Source organism: Shewanella sp. (assembly GCF_047975355.1).
Classification (GTDB): domain Bacteria; phylum Pseudomonadota; class Gammaproteobacteria; order Enterobacterales; family Shewanellaceae; genus Shewanella.
Genome location: NZ_JBKEDJ010000006.1, coordinates 158,776 through 178,654, shown reverse-complemented (window position 1 = coordinate 178,654; position 19,879 = coordinate 158,776). Strand labels below are relative to the sequence as shown.

Below are 19,879 nucleotides of genomic sequence, written 5' to 3'. Positions count from 1 at the left end.
TTTAATGGCGTATTGGCAAGCATTAATGCTTATTTCTCACTGTCCGCATCATCTGGCTCTTTAGCGGCTAATAATGGCCAGCCACCTAAACTCTTCCAGCGGTTGACTATGTAACAAAACAGCTCAGCCGTGCGCTCGGTATCGTAGAGTGCTGAGTGGGCTTCTTTATTATCAAAGGGAATACCCGCCATAATGCAGGCTTTCGCCAGTACCGTATGGCCAATTGCTAATCCCGCGAGTGTCGCAGTGTCAAAGGTCGCAAAAGGGTGGAAGGGGGAGCGTTTTAAGTCACAACGCTCAATCGCTTTACTCACAAAGCCATGATCGAAGGCTGCATTGTGCGCCACAATAATACTGCGGTGACAATCGGATGCCTTCTGCGCTTTTTTAACGGCTTTGAAAATCTCCAAAAAGGCTTCTTTTTCGCTGACGGCGCCCCGCAATGGATTGGTTGGATCAATACCATTAAAGGCCAGCGCTTCGGGTTCTAAGTTTGCGCCTTCAAAGGGTTCAATGTTGAAGTGCAGAGTTTTATCAATGCCAAGCAAACCTTCATCATCCATTTTTAACAGCGTGACGGCTATTTCCAGCAACGCATCGGTTTGAGAGTTGAAGCCCGCCGTTTCGACATCTATCACAACCGGAAAATAGCCTCGAAATCGGTGTTTCAATTTGTTTGCGTCGCTAATATCGCTCATTAAAGTACCCAAGAAAAATCACAGGGCGCTATTATGCTTAATGTACTAGGATGTGTCATGTTTGATTGGTGGTTTTATGAGCTAAAGGAACTAAAAAGTTTGCCGATAAAACCTCGTAACCGAATAAACACGAGTAAGGGCGATGTGGCGAAAACTGATATTAGTATCAATTTTATGCGTTCCAGCAACTGCAATGGCAGAGTTGCGCCACTATGTGGCCTCTTTGGGAGAATCCCAATGGCGAGTCAGTCAAAACAGCCCCATTGTGTGCCGTCTTGAACATGATATTCCTTCCTACGGTAAAGCGATTTTTACCAGTGAAGCGGGAAAGCAATTAAATCTAAATTTCACCTTAGATATGTGGGTGAAACCCGATCAAGTCACCCAAGCTAAGCTGATGAGTAGAGCGCCGAAATGGCGGCCAGGGGTGGTATCGAAAGAAATCACTTCGTTACGTTACCAAAAGTATTTTAATGGTGAAGTGCCTAAACGCGCCGCGTGGTCCATGTTAAACGAGCTAAGCCGTGGTATGGAGCCGACATTTTACTATGCCGATTGGTATGATGAGTCCAATAAAATTGCCGTAGGCTTGTCTGCGGCCAATTTTGGCCGTAAATATGCTGAGTTTAAGGCATGTTTGTCGCATTTATTGCCCTATAGCTTCGAAGATATTGCCTTTACCATACTTAATTATGACGAAGGCGGAACGGATTTAACCCGCTTCTCACAGCAGCAACTTTCCCGCATTCAGGAATACTTATCTTACGATCCTGATGTGGAATTGGTGTTAGTCGATGCTTATACCGACAGTTATGGTGGTCGCTCCGTTAACCAAAAAGTGTCGGACAAACGTGCTGAGTCAGTCAAAGATTTCTTTGTTGCCAGTGGTATTCCACAGGATCGGATTGTCACGGTAGGCCATGGCGAACGTCGCCATGTGGCGTCAAATGACGATACTGAGGAGAGGGGACTTAACCGTCGTGTTGTTATCCGGATAAGCAAGCCACTCTAATTCAAGCCAAAACAGAAGTTTAACTTTCAATGCCAAGTCTAAGCACTTGGCATTGTTGTTTCTTAATGTGCTGTATTGGTGTTAGTTACATCGGGAGCTAACGTTCTCTGCCTATTTAAAGTGCAGTGCTACGCCTAGTGCGGTGCTTTTATGGGCGAGTAGCGGATTTTTATGTAACAAAAAAAGACGGAGAACAGTCCAGTTATTGCCGAGCGTTTGGACCAAGATAAAAAAAAAGCCCGCTTAATCTAAGCGGGCCGCAAAAAATGCATTTGCAATCAACAAATTGAAGGAAGGAAGTCAAGCATAAGAACCAGGGATGAACTGACGTACTCAAAAAGACATCAGTTTAAAAGTTCTTTGTTTTCCATATCCGCTAGCGGATATCTCCTGAAAACAAGCACATTCTAGTGTGTCCCAAGGGCTCAAACAAACGAGAAAAATTGCCAAGACACATTAGCAAAACTAATGGATGATTAAGTGAACTAGCTCACTTAAGTCACTATTTAGCTTGATTAACAACTTGTCAGTCAAAATTTATGCATAAAAATACACTTCAATAAACTGATCATTGCTACCACTTTGTTAAATCTTGCATCTCCGATAGAAAACCTCATCTTTTGTTGCGGCATTGCCATGAAAAATTTTGCTTGTATAGTACTTGCTGCAAAAGAGCGTTAAGCCGGAAATCACTAAAAGGACGATAAAAGATGGCATTAAGATTTCGCCTTGCCCAGCAAGGTTTATTAGTGGCCACATTGGGCATGGCGTTGGCCGCCTGTCAGAGTGGCAATACGCCAGAAGAAGCTGCTGCACAGCAAGTCAGCGCGAATAAATTGGTTTACCCTGAAACGAGAAAAGACAGCCTAGTCGACACTATTCATGGTGTTGCGGTAGCGGACCCTTACCGTCACCTTGAAGAAAACACGCCCGAAACAGAAAGCTGGGTTAAAGAGCAGCAAGCTTTTGGTCAAGCATACTTGGCAAAAATTCCGAATAAGCAAACCGTGGTTGACCGTATCACCGAGCTGTGGAATTACGAGAAAATCTCAGCCCCTTTCGAGAATGGTGATAATCAGTTTTACTACCGTAACGATGGTTTACAAGCGCAATCGGTGCTCTATGTAAAAGGCAAAGACGGCGTTGAGAAACCTGTACTGGATCCTAATGGTTTTTCAGCCGATGGTACTGTGGCGCTCTCCGGCGTTTCTGTCAGTAATGACGGCAAGATTTTAGCCTATGGTGTGTCAAAGTCGGGTTCTGACTGGCAACAATGGCAATTTATCGATATTGCCACGGGTAAAAAACTTAAAGATGAACTCAACTGGATTAAATTCTCCAGCGCCGTGTGGGATAAGGAAAACCAAGGGGTTTTCTATGCCCGTTACGATGCGCCTGCGGGCGGTGATTTACTGGCCGATGTGAACTTTAATCAAAAAGTGTATTACCACAAATTAGGCACAGATCAGCGTCAAGATTTATTGATTTACGAACGCCCACAAAATAAAGATTGGGGATTCGGCATCGATGTGTCAGAGAAAGGCGAATATTTACTGTTGTCGATTTCGCAGGGCACAGACAAGCGTAATCGTTTCTTCTATAAATCACTGTTTGAACCTAAAGCTCAAGTGGTGGAATTAATCCTTAACCTCGAAGCGGAATATGAGTTTTTAGGCAATGATGGCGCAGTGTTTTATTTCAAGACCGATTTAGATGCGCCAAATGGTAAAGTGATTGCGATTGATACCCGTAATAGCGATAAATCCCAGTGGCAAACCATTATTCCTGAATCGAAAGATCCTATTAATAAAGTGGCCATGATAAATGACCATTTAGTCGTGAGTTATTTGCACGATGTATTGGGACAGTTATCGATTTTCAGCATGGGCGGACAAAAGCGTCAGGATGTAACGTTACCTGGTAAGGGAAATGTCGCCGGTCCTTTCGGTAAAGCGAGCAAAGACTATTTCTACTATGTCTTTAACAGCTATATTCAACCCGAAACAACCTATAAGTTTGATTTTAAAACCGCAGAGTCGACTGTGGTCGCTAAGCCGCAGGTGTCGTTCAATCCCGATGACTATGTGTCTGAGCAAGTGTTCTACACCAGCAAGGACGGTACGCGCGTGCCTATGATGCTGTCCTACAAGAAGGGCCTTGTGAAGAACGGTCAAAACCCAACGCTACTCTATGCCTATGGTGGTTTTGCGATTTCAATGACACCGCGTTTTAGTCCTGCCAACATTGCATGGTTAGATATGGGCGGCATTTACGCCGTACCAAGCCTACGTGGCGGCGCGGATTACGGTGAAAGCTGGCACCAAGCCGGGATGTTCGATAAGAAGCAAAATGTGTTTGATGACTATTTTGCGGCGGCCGAATACCTAATCAACGAAAAATACACTAACAGCACTAAGTTAGGTGCCTATGGTCGCAGTAACGGTGGTTTGTTGATGGGCGCTGCGGTCACTCAACGTCCAGAACTCTTTGCCGCCGTGTTACCGGCCGTGGGTGTGCTGGATATGCTGCGCTTCCACAAGTTCACCATTGGCTGGGCTTGGACCAGTGAATACGGCAGTGCTGACAACGCTGAGCAATTCCCCGCGTTATTGGCTTACTCGCCTTACCATAATGTTAAAGCACAGGCTTATCCGGCAACTATGGTGATGACGGCTGACCACGACGATCGCGTGGTGCCGCTACACAGCTTTAAGTTTGCTGCCATGATGCAAGAGAAGCAGCAGGGCGATAAACCCGTCATTATGCGCATTGAGTCCAATGCAGGGCACGGTGCGGGCAAACCAACGGCGATGAAGATCGACGAGTTTGCCGACATTTACAGCTTCCTGTGGCAAAGCTTTGGTCTGACATTGCCGCAAACCCTCGCAAAATAGCGAACTATGTTAATGAAATGGGGTCGTTTGACCCCATTGTTATTTACAAATCCCTCAATTGCGCTGAAACCCGCGCTATCCCTATCTATATCTTCGTCGGGTCATTCACAAGTCTTGTTTCCCTAGGTATAGTAAGCGTCAATTTTTCAACCAAAATTTGCTGATTTCAAATGACGTTTAATTGGCCCATTTCAGTCTATTACGAAGACACCGACGCAGGCGGCGTTGTCTATCATTCGAACTATCTCAATTTTTTTGAGCGGGCGCGAACCGAATGGTTAAGAGCCTTAGGCGTAAGTCAGACTGCACTGTTAGCCGATGATACGGCATTTGTAGTTAAGCGGGCGGAATTGGATTTTAAAAAAGCCGCGCGTTTTGAACAGAACCTTATTGTAGAAACTAAGGTCATAGAGTTGAAAAAGGCCTCGTTGGTATTTCATCAACGGTTGGTTGATCATCAGGGAGACTGTTATTGTGAAGGCACAGTGCTCGTGGCCTGTGTTGCCTTATCACGAATGCGGCCCCGAGCTATCCCCTTAAATATTGTGCAGGAGTTTGACAGTGCAAGCTGATATGTCGATTGTCGGGTTATTTTTACAAGCCAGTTTATTAGTGAAATTTGTGATGTTCACTTTACTTTGCTTGTCTGTAATGTCTTGGACGGTGATTTTACAACGCCGTAGCTTATTGACATCTGCAAAAAGTAAATCGGCAAAGTTTGAAGATAAATTTTGGTCAGGCGTTGATTTAAATCGTCTGTATAAAGAATTATCGGCTCGTCCAGATAATACTGGCTTGGAGTCATTATTTGTGACGGGTTTTAAAGAATATTCACGTCTAAATAAATTAAATAGTAAAGTGCCTGATGCAGTGATGGATGGTACTTCGCGTGCCATGCGTGTGACTTTATCCCGTGAGTTAGAAAAGTTAGAAGCCAACTTACCTTTATTGGCAACCATTGGTTCGACTAGCCCTTATATCGGTTTGTTTGGTACGGTATGGGGTATTATGAATTCATTTATCGCTATCGGTTCAATGGAAAACGCCACACTCGCCATGGTGGCACCAGGTATTGCAGAAGCGCTTATTGCAACGGCAATGGGTCTGTTTGCGGCAATTCCAGCGGTTATCGCCTACAACCGTTTTGCCACTCAGGTTGAAAAGCTGGAAATTGGTTACGCTAACTTTATGGAAGAGTTTTCTAGCATCCTGCATCGCCAAGCGTACAGTGAGAAGGAAGGCGCATAATGCAAGGAGCTTATCAGCGTAAACGTCGTCGCCCTGTTGCTGAAATCAACGTTGTGCCATACATCGACGTCATGCTCGTATTGTTGATCATTTTTATGGTAACAGCGCCGATAGTGACCCAAGGGGTGAAAGTGGAACTGCCTCAAGGGGCGGCCGAAGTCTTGCCTGCGGACAGTAAGCCGCCGGTTGTTGCATCTATCGATGCCGACGGTGCTTATTTCCTCAATCAGGGCGGTTCCAATAACGAAGAGATGGAATTGGAAGAATTAGCCACCGCCGTGGCCGCGATCATGGTGACAGAGCCTGAGCGCCCAGTGGTGGTCAAAGCCGATAGAAGTATTCCTTACGATAACGTGATCCAACTGATGGTAACTCTGCAGCAGGCAGGTGTTCCCTCAGTCGGTTTGATGACGGACTCACCCAAGGAGAAATAGGTGGCGGATAATTCAAATGTTGCATTACCTCTGTCAATTTCAGCAGGTATTCATATTGGCGTGATAATTATTCTGGCCATAGGCATAGATTTCACCCATAAACCTGAACCTGTGCAACAAGTTAGCGCCCCTGCAGTAAAAGCTGTTATGGTTGATCAGCAAAAAGTGGCTAATCAAGTTGAAAAGCTTAAGCAGGAAAAGCGCGATGCTGAGCGCCGCGAGCGTGAGCGCCAAGCCGAACTTGAACGCAAGGCACAGGAAGCGAAGCAAGCCCGTGAGCGAGAACAAGCGCAGCTGAAGAAGCTGGCTGAAGAACGTAAGCAGCAGGAAATTGAGACCCAAAAGGCCAATGATGCTGCAAAAGCCGCGCAGGTGAAGCAGCAACAGGAAAAGGAAAAAGCGCAAAAAGCCGAAGCCGATCGCAAGCAGAAAGAGCAGGAACGCAAGCTTGCTGAAGATGCCGCTCAAAAAGCCGCGGAAAAACGCAAAGTAGAAGAAGCCGCTGCCGCGAAAGCCGAGGCCGATCGTAAGCAGAAGGAAGCTGAAGCCAAGGCGAAAGCAGAGGCAGATGCTAAGGCCAAAGCGGAGGCAAAAGCCAAGGCCGATGCAGAAGCGAAAGCAAAAGCCGCAGCTAAGGCAAAAGCCGATGCTGAAGCCAAAGCCCGTGCCCAACAGGAGCAGGAAATGGCCGATGCGTTAGCTGCCGAGCAGGCCGCGTTATCGCAAACCATGAATAAGCAAATGCAAACGGAAGTGGGTAAATATACCGCCATGATTAAATCGACGATTCAACGTAACCTGGTGGTTGACGAATCGATGCGTGGTAAAACCTGTACCGTTTCTGTGCGTTTAGCCAATGATGGTTTTGTGATCAGTAGTCAGACGCAAGGCGGCGATCCTAATGTGTGTCGTGCAGCAAAAGCGGCGATCTTAAAAGCGGGCAAGTTACCAGTATCTCCGGATCCTGCGGTTTATAACTTGATGAAAGAAATTAACTTAATCGTTGAACCAACGTTTAATTAAAGGAGTCCCATGAAAATTTTGGCAAAATGGTTAGCATTAGCGGTTCTGCTTTGCACTATGCCGGTAAAAGCGGCGCTGGATATTGTGATCACTGAGGGGGTGGATGCAGCGCGTCCAATCGCAGTGATGCCATTCCAATGGCAAGGAGCGGGTGCGCCACCTCAGGCGATCGCCGATGTGGTGATGTCAGACCTAATACGTAGCGGTACCTTCAAACCATTAGATGAATTAGCTCTACCACAACGAGGCATTGGTGCCTTAGCCCAGTTTGACGCGAGTGCGTGGGCCAATGTGGGTGCAGAAGCCGTTGTTGTGGGGTCGGTAAAACCCTATGGTACGGATCAGTTTTTGGTGAGTTTTGACCTTATCGATTTGGTAAAAGCGCAAAACCAAGCGCTAAAAGGGCCTACCAGTGCGACAGAATTTTTGATGGATAGTCGCCAAACGGTGATTTCTGCGGCGCAGTTCCGTCAATATGGCCACCGTATCAGCGATATCGTCTATGAGAAGCTGACGGGTATTCGTGGTGCTTTCTTAACCCGTATTTCCTACGTGGTGGTTAACCACACTCAGAAAGCGGCTTATTCACTGATGATCGCCGACTATGACGGTTACAACGAGCAGATGTTACTCCGCTCTCCAGAGCCGCTGATGTCTCCTTCTTGGTCACCTGATGGCCGTCGTTTAGCTTATGTGAGCTTTGAAAACAAAAAGGCTGAGATTTTTGTTCAGGATCTCTATACCCAAGTACGTACTAAGGTGAGTAGCTTTCCTGGCATTAACGGTGCACCGACATTCTCGCCCGATGGTAAATCCTTAGCTGTGACTCTCTCAAAGGATGGCCAACCTGAGATTTACGTTATCGATATCGCCACTAAAGCGGCAAAACGTATTACCAACCACTATTCCATCGATACTGAGCCTTCTTGGTATCCTGATGGCAAGTCATTGTTGTTTACCTCCGAGCGTGGTGGTAGACCACAGTTATATCGTGTAGATTTAAATTCAGGCAAAGTGACCCGTGAAACCTTTGAAGGTGAATGGAATTTAGGTGGTTCAATTACCCCTGATGGTCGCAGCATGATTTTTGTAAATCGCACAAACGGTAAATTTAATATTGCACGTATGGATTTAAGTACGCGCTTTATGCAGGTGCTGACATCGACACGTTTGGACGAATCTCCAAGTGTGGCCCCTAATGGTACTATGGTGATTTATGGCACTACGTATCAAGGCAAGCAAGTTTTAGCAGCTGTTTCTACGGACGGACGCTTTAAAGCGAGATTACCGGTAGGTCAGGGCGAGGTGAAATCACCTTCTTGGTCTCCGTTTCTCTAATGTATTAGCTAGATTTATTAACATTTAATTTTATAAGGAACAGATAATGGATCTGAACAAGTTGTTAAAAGCTATGTTGGTAGCACTTCCAATTATGGCTATTAGTGCGTGTAGCTCAACTTCTGAATCAGAAACTGATGCCATGGGCTCTACAAGCGGTTCTGGTAGTGAACTGAATGGTGGTGGCGTTCAAACTGGCGGTATTGGTGGAATGTTGTCACCTGAAGAGCAACAACGTCAGCAACTCGAGCAGTTGAGAAAAGAACACATCATTTACTTCGACTTCGACCGCAGTGAAGTTCAAACTGAATTTGCCGCCGTACTCGAAGCCCACGGTACCTATTTAGTTGAGCACCCAAGCGTACGCGTATTGATTGAAGGTCATGCCGATGAACGTGGCACGCCTGAATACAACATCGCGCTGGGTGAGCGTCGTGCTAAAGCTGTTGCTAAATACCTGCAAGGCATGGGTGTACAACCTAGCCAAATGAGCATCGTAAGCTATGGCGAAGAGAAGCCACTTGACTTCACTCGTACCGATGAAGGTTTTGCTAAAAACCGTCGTGCAGTTTTAGTTTACTAAGATTGAATTACGGAGAGTAACGAGATGAAACGTGCCGTCTTAATTACGGCAATGTTCTTCGGCGCAGGAGCTGCAGTTGCAGCTCCTGCTCCTGTTGAAGATATTGCTGGTGGTTCAGGTGATGACAGACTTGCTCGTTTAGAGCGCATTGTAAAATCGAGACAACAAAGCGAAATTGATATGCAGCGCCGTCTGGATACTTTGCAGCAAGAAGTTCTCGACTTACGTGGTTTGACCGAACAACAAAATTACCAAATAGAGCAGATGCAACAACGTCAGCGTCAGCTTTACGATGAAATTGCCAATTTATCCTCCAAAGCCGCTGCCGCACCAGCTGCTTCTACCCCAGTAACGCCCGCTGCTGCCGCTGCAACCGCCAATGCCGCCGCCAGTAGTTTAAGTGAAACGGCCAGCTACGAAGGCGCGGTTAACCTAGTGCTGAAAGAGCGCAAGTATGACGATGCTATTCCAGCGTTTCGTGCTTTTATTAAGCAGTATCCAGATTCAGTCTATGCGGCCAATGCAAACTATTGGTTAGGCCAGTTGCTGTTTAATAAGAGTGAATTCGCTGAAGCCAAACAAGCCTTCAATACTGTAGTGACTCGCTTTAGTGATTCCAACAAACGCGGAGACAGTTTAGTGAAGCTTGGCATGATTGCAGAGAAAACCGGCGATAAAGCGGGGGCGACTCAGTATTACCAACAAGTGGTCAAAGACTACGCCAACAGTGCCGCAGCACGCATTGCCCAGCAGCAATTGGCTGCGATTAAAGCATAATTAACTAAAAAACATACTCTTAGTCTGTTTTTCATGCAAACGACAAAAAATTGGGAATTTACGCTTGCATGGGAAAATGAAAAAGGTATTATAGGCGCCCTCGGAGCGGCGAGGTCGTTCGGGGCGCAAAATACCAGTAAATGGGTCGTTAGCTCAGTCGGTAGAGCAGTTGGCTTTTAACCAATTGGTCGAAGGTTCGAATCCTTCACGACCCACCACTTACTCTAGTAAATAGAATAAGTTAGCGGTATTTGAAGTTATGTAAATAAAATGGGTCGTTAGCTCAGTCGGTAGAGCAGTTGGCTTTTAACCAATTGGTCGAAGGTTCGAATCCTTCACGACCCACCACTTACTGAAAGTGTATAAATCAGCACAAAACCAGATGGGTCGTTAGCTCAGTCGGTAGAGCAGTTGGCTTTTAACCAATTGGTCGAAGGTTCGAATCCTTCACGACCCACCACTTACTGAAAGTGTATAAATCAGCGCAAAACCAAATGGGTCGTTAGCTCAGTCGGTAGAGCAGTTGGCTTTTAACCAATTGGTCGAAGGTTCGAATCCTTCACGACCCACCACTCTCTTATATCTCTCCCTAGTAATAATCTTCTTTCGTTAGTAATTACTCCGGATTACCGTTTTATTTCTCTGCATTTTCTACTTTTGTCTCATAGACTTATTGCCAATGTTGCTCGCTTGTTAAATTGTCCATATTGGCTGCGGACAAATAATAACAACTGGGGAAAACATAATGAAACAAGCAAAACTTAGCTTGCTTTACTCTGCAACCTTATTGGCATTTATGGGCTCTGCCAATGCGGCTTCTTTAAAAAATACTGACGTTGAATTTGGTGGCTATATTAAGGCGGACGTAATGTTCAGCGATTATGGCAATGGGGCACCCGATTCGGGGGATTTATCCCGTCAGTTTTATGTACCGGGTACCATTTACGGTAAAGAAGGCAATGGTAACCAAGTGGTGGATTTCCAAGCCCGTGAAACGCGATTTAATTTTAAGGCGGCAACGGATCTTGATGGTCATAGCTTGTCGGGCTTTATTGAACTGGATTTCATGACCCACACCGATGGTAATGAGCGAGTATCTAACAGCTATTCACCACGTATCCGCCATGCCTATGTGTCTTACGATAATTGGACTGTGGGTCAAACCTGGACCACTTTCCAAAATCCTGCAGCCTTACCCGAAAACCTCGACTTTGTTGGTGCTGCGGATGGTACGCCCTTTGTGCGTCAATCGTTACTGCGTTATACCCATGGTAATTTCCAATTTGCGATAGAAAACCCTGAAACAACGGTAACTCCGAATCAAGGTGGCGCACGGATCACCAGTGGTAATGGTGTCGTGCCTGATGTGGTGGCGCGATACAATCTCAAGACGGACGGCGGCGCCTCATTCTCGTTTGCGGGTATTGCTCGTCAACTCAATTTAGAAACCAAAATCGGTGCGACTCAAATCGACAGTTCGAGCTTTGGCTACGGCGCCAGTGTGGCGGGGATTATCCCCATTGGTAAAGATGATCTGCGCTTTACCGCAACCTATGGTGACGGTTTAGGGCGTTATATGGCGCTTAACTACATTAATGCGGGTGTGTTAGATGCGAGCGGCGATATTGAATCCATTCGTACCTTCGGCGGCTTTGTGTCTTACCGTCATTGGTGGAACGAACAGTGGCGCACCAGTGTGACATTCTCTGGCATGCAGGCGGATAATGATGTGGCTTTAACGGGCACAGGGGTGAATAAGGATGCTTATTCTGGCTATATCAACCTGTTATATTCCCCTAGTAAACCACTGACCTTTGGGGTGGAATATATGTACGCCCAAAACAGTAAAGAGAATGGTGATGATGGTGATTTAAGCCGGATCATCTTCTCGGCGAAGTATGTGCTCTGACGTTTGATGTAATAAATAAAAAGGAGACCTGAGGTCTCCTTTTTATTTGGTATTAGGATTAACCTAACAGGTTGTTATCGCGAACATATTGTTCGAAATCGGTGCAACCACCTACGTGTTTTTCATCAACGAAAATCTGTGGCACAGTTTCGACTGGTTTGCCGACAGTCTTCTCGAGATCCGCTTTAGAAATCCCTTCGGCGTGGATATCCACGTATCTAAATTTAAAGTCATCACGTTTTTCAACGAGTTGCTCTGACAGTTGTACTGCTCGCACGCAATAAGGACAGCCAGGACGGCCAAAAATAACAACGTACATAATAGCTCCTTAGGATTACTTTAAGCGTTTTATACCATAGCGCTAACCGAATTGATAATGTCAGATGTGTTTATTTTCAGTTTGATAGCGTCCTTGGTAATCGAAATAGCTTTCGAGCAGATCCCAGCCTTTTTTGTGCTTTTTTAGCAGTAACAGATCCGGCATTCGAAAGGCGCCGCTATCGGCAATCAGCTCAGACACTTTTTTGTATTGCTTAGGTTTTAGGCCCGGCGTGCGACTATGGGGGAAAATAAACAGCGCATACAAGGCATGCCATTGGGCGGGCGTTTGCAGTTTAAAGCGTCGATTAAACTCGTTTCCTTCAATGTCCAGATATTGCACCTTAAGATCGCCCGCATCAACTAATAACGTCATATGTTGGCAGCGGAACAGATGATGGTGCTGCTTATTCAATACTTGCTTAAGGCGTTTGTCGGGGTCGATTAAGGTCGACTGGCAATGCTGACAAATACGCGCTGCAATGTCGTTCTCTTGTCCGCAATCGGGACAGGATTTAGACCTAAATCGAAAGTCACATTGCTGTTTTTGTCCATGATGCTCGACTATGCCCTGACAGCGACGGCCAAAGTGTTCGATAATATCGCCATCATTGTCGGTTAATCCCCAAAAGATATTGGCAAACTGGCAGACAGGGCAGTGCACTTGTACCGGAACCGACTTGCTATTGGGCTTAGCTTGGCCGACTTCTGGAAAATACAAATCATAGCCATTGGCTGCGTAATCAATCACTAAACAATCTTTTTTACCTTCACAGATCCTAAGACCGCGGCCAATCATTTGCTGAAACAAACTCACGGATGCGGTGGGGCGTAAAATCGCAATCAAATCCACATGGGGTGCATCGAATCCGGTGGTCAATACCGCCACATTGACGAGGAACTTAAGCTTCCTCGTTTTAAAGCGCTCGATAAGCTCATCACGTTCATTATCTGGCGTTTGCGCCGTGACGATTGCCGTTTGCTCGCTGTGCTCCTTGTTGAGCTGGCTGACAATTTCCTCAGCATGGCGCACCGTTGCCGCAAAAATAATGATCCCCTGGCGATGGTGACTCAGCTCAATCAGTTGCTTCACAATCGCCGTTGTGGCGCGTCCGGCGTGATTCAGCAACGCATTGACTTGGGCCTCGGGATATTCGCCATTGTCATTAGGCTTGATTTGGCTGAAGTCATATTGGGCGCTTAAACCATCGAACAAGGTGGGCGCGGTTAAATAGCCTTGCTTAATCAGCGGACGGATAGGGAGCTCGAAAATACACTGCTCGAAAATCCCAAGTTCAGGCGAGCCGACTTTGCCGTGGTAGTGGTGTTTGTAAATCCAACCTGTCCCGAGTCGATAGGGAGTGGCCGTGAGGCCTAATAACCTCAGCTTGGGGTTACACTGCTGTAAATGACTTAAGATCTGCTGATATTGGCTGGTTTTTTCGAGGCTGACTCTGTGACACTCATCGATAATCACCAGCGAGAAGGGCTCATCGAATTGATTTAAGGCGCGCACGGCGGATTGGATACTGGCCACGACGGTTTTGCCGTCAGTCGATTTTTGATTTAACCCAGCGGAGTAAATGCTGGCCTCAGTCGTCAGTAATCCCACTTTTTGCGCGTTTTGGGCAACCAGTTCCTTCACATGGGTTAAAACCAGCACTCGTCCTCTGGCGATGCGGGCAAGCTCGGCAATAACGATACTTTTCCCGGCTCCCGTTGGTAGGACTAACACGGCGGAATCGGTGCTTTTTTTAAAATGCGCGATGGCGGCATCGACGGCTTGTTGCTGGTAATCCCTGAGGGTAACGCTTGGGCTGGAATTAACTGACACGCTGCTAGCTATTCTTGGTCGATTGAGTTTGGCGCCAAGCTTAACACAGAACCAAAAAAATGCCCCTTGGTTGGAGGGGCAACTAAGAGAAAGGGGCAATCAGGCACTTTCTCAACAGGGTTTGCTTCATTTAAAGGAACCTGTGCTCGAAGGAGCAAGGTTCAAACGTACAGGAGCTAAAGCTGCGCTTAACCGTGATAAATCACGATTAAGCGTGGGATAACGACTACTCGTTACGATTCAAGCGAGTTTCAATCAAGGTCTCAATCACGGCTGGATCGGCCAGCGTTGATGCATCACCTAAGTTGGTCACTTCGTTCGCGGCAATCTTACGCAGGAAGCGGCGCATGATTTTGCCAGAACGTGTCTTAGGTAATCCTGTTGCCCACTGGATAAGATCCGGTGTGGCCAGGGCACCAATTTCCTTACGAACCCATTGACGCAGCTCTTGGCGAAGTTCTTCACTCTCTTCTGTGCCGCGGGTTAAGGTGACATAGGCGTAAATACCTTGACCTTTAATATCATGGGGATAGCCCACAACGGCGGCTTCCGCGACCAGTTCGTGTGATACCAGTGCACTTTCTACCTCTGCGGTACCTAATCTGTGACCGGAGACGTTAATCACATCGTCCACACGGCCAGTGATCCAGTAGTAACCGTCTTCATCGCGGCGCGCGCCGTCACCGGTAAAGTACATGCCACGGAAGGTTTTAAAGTAGGTCAGTACGAAGCGTTCATGGTCGCCATATACGGTACGCATCTGGCCTGGCCATGAGTCGAGCAGCACTAAGTTACCTTCGGTTGCGCCTTCTAAAATGTTACCCATGTTGTCCACGAGCGCCGGTTGTACCCCAAAGAAAGGGCGAGTCGCCGAGCCGGGTTTGGTATCGGTTGCGCCAGGCAGTGGCGTGATCAAAATACCGCCAGTTTCGGTTTGCCACCAAGTATCGACAATCGGGCAGTGCTCATGGCCAATGACTTCATGGTACCAACGCCAAGCTTCGGGGTTAATGGGTTCACCCACTGAGCCCATGATGCGCAGCGAGCTGCCATCATACTTATCAAAATGTTGCTTACCTTCGGCCATCAACGCACGAATCAGGGTTGGCGCCGTATAGAGAATATTCACCTTGTGACGGTCAATCATCTCGCCTAAACGCGCAGGGCTTGGGTAATTTGGGATCCCTTCGTGGATAAGCACGGTCGCACCGTTCGCGAGTGGGCCGTACACCATGTAGGAATGACCTGTGATCCAACCCACGTCGGCGGTACACCAGTAAATCTCACCGGATTTGTAATCGAACACATACTCGTGGGTCATTGAGGCATACACCATATAACCGCCGGTGGTGTGCAATACGCCCTTGGGATTACCGGTAGAACCTGAGGTATAAAGTAAGAAGAGCGGATCCTCTGCGCCCATTTCTTCAATGGCGCAGTGCTCGGATGCGGTTTCAACCAGAGAATGCCACCACACATCTCGGCCTTCTACCCAGTCAACCTTGCCGCCAGTACGTTTAAGTACAATCACCTTCTCAACGCTGGTGACATCGGGATGCTTTAGCGCATCGTCGATGTTGCGTTTGAGTGGGATCGCGCGGCCACCACGCATACCTTCATCGGCGGTGATAACTACTTTAGATTTACCGTCGATGACCCGTGAAGCGATAGAATCGGGTGAGAAGCCACCAAAGACCACCGAGTGTACGGCACCGATGCGGGCACAGGCCAGCATAGCGACTGCCGCTTCTGGCACCATTGGCATATAAATGGTCACAATATCCCCACGACGCACGCCTTGGCTGCGTAGGGCGTTGGCAAACTTACACACTTGAGTGTGCAGCTCACCGTAGGTGATTTTACGTTGTTCGTTAGCGTTATCGCCTTCCCAGATGATGGCGACGCGGTCGCTATGCTCCGCCAAATGGCGGTCTAAGCAGTTAGCCGAGGCGTTTAGGGTGCCGTCATAGAACCAGTTAATCGATAAGTTATGATCGTCAAAAGATGTTTTTTTGATTTTTGTGTATGGCTTTATCCAATCGATACGCTTGCCGTGCTCTCTCCAGAAACCCTCTGGATTGACAATCGACTCTTGGTACATTTTTTTATATTGATCGTTATTTACAAGTGCATTGGCTGCGATATTGCCGGAGACTTTGTAGAGAGACTGCGAGCTCATAGGGCTTCCCTTTCTAAAAATTGCGTAGTCTGAGTATGGTATGCAAGGGGCTGGCAACTCCATTAGACCTTGGTCTAGTTTTAAAATCTCCTTTATATTTAGGCTGTTGCATTAGAAAATCTGGCTAGATTTCAGCCATTATTTATCGCACAATAACGGAAAAAAGAGCAAAAATATGAATCTCACCTTAGTCGTCGCCGTTATTGCTATTTGTTATGTATCACTTTTATTCCTTTTGGCCTGGGGAGCGGAGCGCTGGTTTAGCGGCGTGACCAAGAAGCTTCAGGTGGGCATTTATGGCTTAAGTCTGGCGGTTTATTGTTCATCGTGGAGCTTTTTAGGCACGGTAGGGCAGTCGGCTAATGATTTTTGGTCCTTCATCCCGATTTTTATCGGCCCAATTATTATTTTCACCTTAGGTTTTGGCATGCTGCGCAAGATGGTCCTCGTGTCCAAGGCGCAAAATATTACCTCGGTCGCCGACTTTATCGCCGCCCGTTACGGTAAGTCACAAACTTTAGCGGCCATTGTTACCCTCATCGCGCTATTTGGCATCATGCCCTACATTGCCCTGCAACTTAAGGCGATGGTGTTTAGCCTTAACTTGTTTCAGCCAGCAGACGATCCTTTAAACGGCATTACTATTCCTTTACTTATCACAGCGTTGCTGGCGATTTTTGCCATTCTATTTGGAACGCGTAAGCTCGACGCCACCGAGCATAACCCCGGCATGATGCTGGCGATTGCCTTTGAATCGTTAGTCAAACTGGCGGCGTTTTTGCTGGTGGGGATTGTGATTAGCTTTGGCGTGTTCGACGGTTTTAGTGATATCTGGCAGCAGGCGAGCGAAAAGGCATTAATTAATTACCCAAATCCGCGAATCGAAGCCTTAATGCCTGAGCTGCTCGTCGGCATGGCGGCATTTTTATGTATGCCGCGGCAATTCCACGTGATGGTGGTTGAGTGTGCCGATGAGTCGGTGTTGTCAAAGGGGCGCTGGTTATTCCCGCTGTATTTGGCCTTATTTGGCTTATTCGTTGGGCCACTGGCTCTGGCGGGTAAAGTGATCCTCGGTGATAGCGTTGCTGCCGATACTTATGTGATCAATTTACCGCTTGCCTTAGATCATCCACTGCTCGCCGTCATTGCGCTGTTAGGCACGTTATCTGCGGCAACCGGCATGGTGATTGTGGCGGTAGTGACGATAAGCGTGATGGTGAGTAACGAGTGGTTGGTGCCAGTGATGCTGCGCACGGGCAATATCCGTGAGAAAAATTTCAGCCAGTTTTCGCAGATGCTATTAAATGCGCGCCGCCTTGCCATCGTCATCATCCTTGGTTTGGGTTATGGCAGTTATCTGGCGCTCGCTGACAGTGACTCGCTATCGCACCTTGGGATGTTATCCTTCGGGGCGTTTGCCCAGCTTGCTCCCGCGCTGGTGGGCGGGCTCTATTGGAAGCACGGTAATCGCGCAGGGGTGTTTTTAGGCTTGAGTGTGGGCTTTGGTCTGTGGTTTTACATCATGCTAAGCGGCATGAACGATGGCCAAAATGTGGCGACCTTATTGTCGAGTAATATCGACCTGTTAGATGCCATTACCCCCAATGTGCGCGATGCCCTCACTGCCTTGTTCGCCAATATTGCCTGCTATATCTTAGGCTCGATTTGGTTTAGGGCAGGAGTGGCCGAGCGTATTCAAGCCAGTGCCTTTGTCAGCCCGGGTAAACTTAAAAATAATGCCAACAAGAAAAATGGTCCCATCTCTCAGCAGGATCTGCTGATCTTAGCCAGCCGCTTTGTTAGCCCAACCCGCGCCTATGAAAGCTTTAGCCGATTCTCCACCGAGGCGGTTAAGAGTGACAGCTGGCACAAGGCTGCGACACCTGAGCTTATTGCCCACACCGAACGTTTACTTGCCGGTGTGCTTGGCGCTTCCAGTGCCTCCTTGGTGATGGACTCGGTGTTACAGGGGCGCGACTTGGCCTTAGACGAAGTCTTTAGTCTAGTGGATGAAGCCTCATCCAAAATCATGCTCAGCCAAGATATGCTGCGCGGGGCTATCGAGCATGCCTATGAAGGGATGAGCGTTATCGACAGCGATCTTAACTTGGTGGCATGGAACTACAAATACGTCGAGCTGTATCAATATCCTGAAGGATTTTTACAGCAAGGGATGCCGATTGGCGAAGTGATCCGCTTTAACGCGGCGCGGGGATATTGCGGCGTGGGGGACATTGAGTCGCAGGTCGAAAAACGCGTACAGCATATGCGTAACGGCACGCCGCACACCTCAGAGCGGCAACGTAAAGACGGCAAAGTGATTAAAATTCAAGGCAATCCTATGCCCGATGGCGGCTTTGTGATGACTTTTACCGACATTACTCAGTATCGCGAGCAGGAGCGCGCTTTGCTTGAGGCCAATGAAACCCTCGAATCGCGCGTCAAAGAACGTACCTACGAGTTAGCCATGCTAAACAGTGAGTTACTTGAGGCCAAGGCGCAGGAAGAAATGGCGAACGCTTCTAAGAGTCGCTTCTTAGCGGCGGTAGGGCACGACTTAATGCAACCTCTGAATGCGGCGAGATTGTTTACCGCGTCCTTGTCCCAGTATCCTAATTTGGATCGTGAGGCGCGCACCACCTTATCCCATGTGAATAGCTCGCTCAAAACCGCTGGCGAGTTACTCACCGACTTATTGGATATTTCGAAGCTGGATTCCGGCATGGTGGAAGTCAATCGCCGCGATTTTGCCATATCCGAGCTGCTTAATGGTCTGTCGGTCGAATTCGAGGCGATGGCGGCGGACAATCAAATTCGCTTTAAGATGATCCCCTGTAGCGCTACGGTTAACTCCGATCCTTCGCTACTGCGGCGCGTGCTGCAAAACTTCTTAACCAATGCTTACCGTTATGCCCGTGGTGGACGGGTGCTGTTTGGCTGTCGCCATCGCGGCTGTGAGTTAGAGATCCAAGTATTGGACACGGGCTGCGGCATTGATGAGCACGAAACCCGCGAAATTTTCAAAGAGTTTAAGCGCTTAAATAATCCACGTAGTAAAAGTGTCAGCGGCCTCGGCCTAGGGCTGGCGATTGCCGATAGGATCAGCAGGGTACTAAACCACAGTATTCAAGTGTCCTCACAGCTTGGACGTGGTTCAGTGTTCTCTATTAGTGTGCCTTTAGGGGAAACCGTGCGTCAGCCGCAGGTGAAGGCGTTGCCATCGCTATTGCAACCTTTGTCTGGCATTAAAGTGCTGTGTATCGACAACGAAGAGGCCATTTTGGCGGGGCTTGAGAGTCTACTCAGCCGCTGGCAGTGTGAGGTGATTTGTGCCAAGGATTTAGCCGATGCGCGCATAAAGTTAGGCCTAAAAGGAGTGGCACCGGATATTGTTTTAGCGGATTTCCACTTGGACGATGGCCAAAATGGTGTCGATGCGATGGATGGGATCCGCGCGCTCTATGGCAAAGAGTTACCGGGGATTTTAATCACCGCCAATACCCGTAAAGAACTGGTGGAGGATGTGCAGCGCCGGGGTTATCACTATATGGCGAAAATGATTAAACCGGCGGCGCTGCGAGCCTTGATCTCAAGCCTTGTAAAAAAGGCCTAGTGATCAATGTGTTAGCCAC

General features: G+C 47.7%; 15 protein-coding genes and 4 tRNA genes. 15 read left to right on the top strand and 4 right to left on the bottom strand.

Going from position 1 to position 19,879, the window contains the following annotated elements; translation table 11 throughout:
- Positions 1-29: 29 nt before the first annotated feature.
- Entirely contained in the window at positions 30-698 is a 669-nt protein-coding gene (gene rnt / locus ACK5NH_RS03500) for a ribonuclease T (RefSeq protein WP_416917816.1), read from the bottom strand.
- Between the two features lie 142 nt (positions 699-840).
- On the opposite strand from rnt, the gene motY reads away from it, so the two are divergent.
- The 14 genes from motY to ACK5NH_RS03430 all read left to right on the top strand — a co-directional run bounded on the left by motY (position 841) and on the right by ACK5NH_RS03430 (position 11,916).
- On the top strand, positions 841-1,710 hold the full coding sequence (gene motY / locus ACK5NH_RS03495) for a flagellar protein MotY (RefSeq protein ID WP_416917815.1): 870 nt from the start codon (positions 841-843) through the stop codon (positions 1,708-1,710).
- A 710-nt stretch (positions 1,711-2,420) separates the two neighbouring features.
- Positions 2,421-4,604 carry a prolyl oligopeptidase family serine peptidase gene (locus ACK5NH_RS03490; protein WP_416917814.1) on the top strand — a complete coding sequence of 728 codons (2,184 nt, stop codon included), beginning with the start codon at positions 2,421-2,423 and terminating at the stop codon, positions 4,602-4,604.
- Positions 4,605-4,774: 170 nt separating this feature from the next.
- Positions 4,775-5,176 (top strand): tol-pal system-associated acyl-CoA thioesterase, encoded by a 402-nt coding sequence (gene ybgC, locus ACK5NH_RS03485; RefSeq protein WP_011626519.1) that lies wholly within the window; start codon positions 4,775-4,777, stop codon positions 5,174-5,176.
- Positions 5,166-5,852 (top strand): protein TolQ, encoded by a 687-nt coding sequence (tolQ, locus tag ACK5NH_RS03480; RefSeq protein ID WP_416917813.1) that lies wholly within the window; start codon positions 5,166-5,168, stop codon positions 5,850-5,852. The genes ybgC and tolQ overlap by 11 nt, the downstream gene beginning before the upstream one ends.
- Entirely contained in the window at positions 5,852-6,286 is a 435-nt protein-coding gene (gene tolR, locus ACK5NH_RS03475) for a protein TolR (protein ID WP_416917812.1), read from the top strand. The genes tolQ and tolR overlap by 1 nt, the downstream gene beginning before the upstream one ends.
- Positions 6,287-7,309, top strand: a complete 1,023-nt coding sequence (gene tolA / locus ACK5NH_RS03470; protein WP_416917811.1) for a cell envelope integrity protein TolA — start codon at positions 6,287-6,289, stop codon at positions 7,307-7,309. It abuts the gene before it with no gap.
- 9 nt (positions 7,310-7,318) lie between these two features.
- A complete protein-coding gene (gene tolB, locus ACK5NH_RS03465) occupies positions 7,319-8,647 on the top strand; it encodes a Tol-Pal system beta propeller repeat protein TolB (protein WP_416917810.1) in 1,329 nt (442 codons plus the stop codon).
- A 46-nt stretch (positions 8,648-8,693) separates the two neighbouring features.
- Positions 8,694-9,230 carry a peptidoglycan-associated lipoprotein Pal gene (gene pal / locus ACK5NH_RS03460; protein ID WP_011623127.1) on the top strand — a complete coding sequence of 179 codons (537 nt, stop codon included), beginning with the start codon at positions 8,694-8,696 and terminating at the stop codon, positions 9,228-9,230.
- Between the two features lie 24 nt (positions 9,231-9,254).
- Complete coding sequence (ybgF, locus tag ACK5NH_RS03455) at positions 9,255-10,007, top strand: tol-pal system protein YbgF (RefSeq protein ID WP_416917809.1); 753 nt, start codon at positions 9,255-9,257, stop codon at positions 10,005-10,007.
- 142 nt (positions 10,008-10,149) lie between these two features.
- Positions 10,150-10,225, top strand: a tRNA-Lys gene (locus tag ACK5NH_RS03450).
- Between the two features lie 54 nt (positions 10,226-10,279).
- Positions 10,280-10,355, top strand: a tRNA-Lys gene (locus ACK5NH_RS03445).
- Between the two features lie 36 nt (positions 10,356-10,391).
- A tRNA-Lys gene (locus tag ACK5NH_RS03440) sits at positions 10,392-10,467 on the top strand.
- Positions 10,468-10,503: 36 nt separating this feature from the next.
- Positions 10,504-10,579: transfer RNA gene (locus ACK5NH_RS03435), tRNA-Lys, on the top strand.
- 173 nt (positions 10,580-10,752) lie between these two features.
- Complete coding sequence (locus tag ACK5NH_RS03430) at positions 10,753-11,916, top strand: DcaP family trimeric outer membrane transporter (RefSeq protein WP_089067565.1); 1,164 nt, start codon at positions 10,753-10,755, stop codon at positions 11,914-11,916.
- Between the two features lie 58 nt (positions 11,917-11,974).
- Here the strand turns inward: ACK5NH_RS03430 and ACK5NH_RS03425 are convergent, their stop codons facing one another.
- From ACK5NH_RS03425 to acs, 3 genes are all read right to left on the bottom strand, one after another.
- On the bottom strand, positions 11,975-12,235 hold the full coding sequence (locus ACK5NH_RS03425) for a GrxA family glutaredoxin (RefSeq protein ID WP_011072684.1): 261 nt from the start codon (positions 12,233-12,235) through the stop codon (positions 11,975-11,977).
- A 60-nt stretch (positions 12,236-12,295) separates the two neighbouring features.
- On the bottom strand, positions 12,296-14,068 hold the full coding sequence (locus ACK5NH_RS03420; protein WP_416917808.1) for a DEAD/DEAH box helicase: 1,773 nt from the start codon (positions 14,066-14,068) through the stop codon (positions 12,296-12,298).
- A gap of 226 nt (positions 14,069-14,294) precedes the next feature.
- Positions 14,295-16,247 (bottom strand): acetate--CoA ligase, encoded by a 1,953-nt coding sequence (acs, locus tag ACK5NH_RS03415; protein WP_416917807.1) that lies wholly within the window; start codon positions 16,245-16,247, stop codon positions 14,295-14,297.
- A gap of 175 nt (positions 16,248-16,422) precedes the next feature.
- On the opposite strand from acs, the gene ACK5NH_RS03410 reads away from it, so the two are divergent.
- On the top strand, positions 16,423-19,860 hold the full coding sequence (locus tag ACK5NH_RS03410; protein WP_416917806.1) for a NahK/ErcS family hybrid sensor histidine kinase/response regulator: 3,438 nt from the start codon (positions 16,423-16,425) through the stop codon (positions 19,858-19,860).
- The last annotated feature ends 19 nt before the right edge of the window (positions 19,861-19,879 follow it).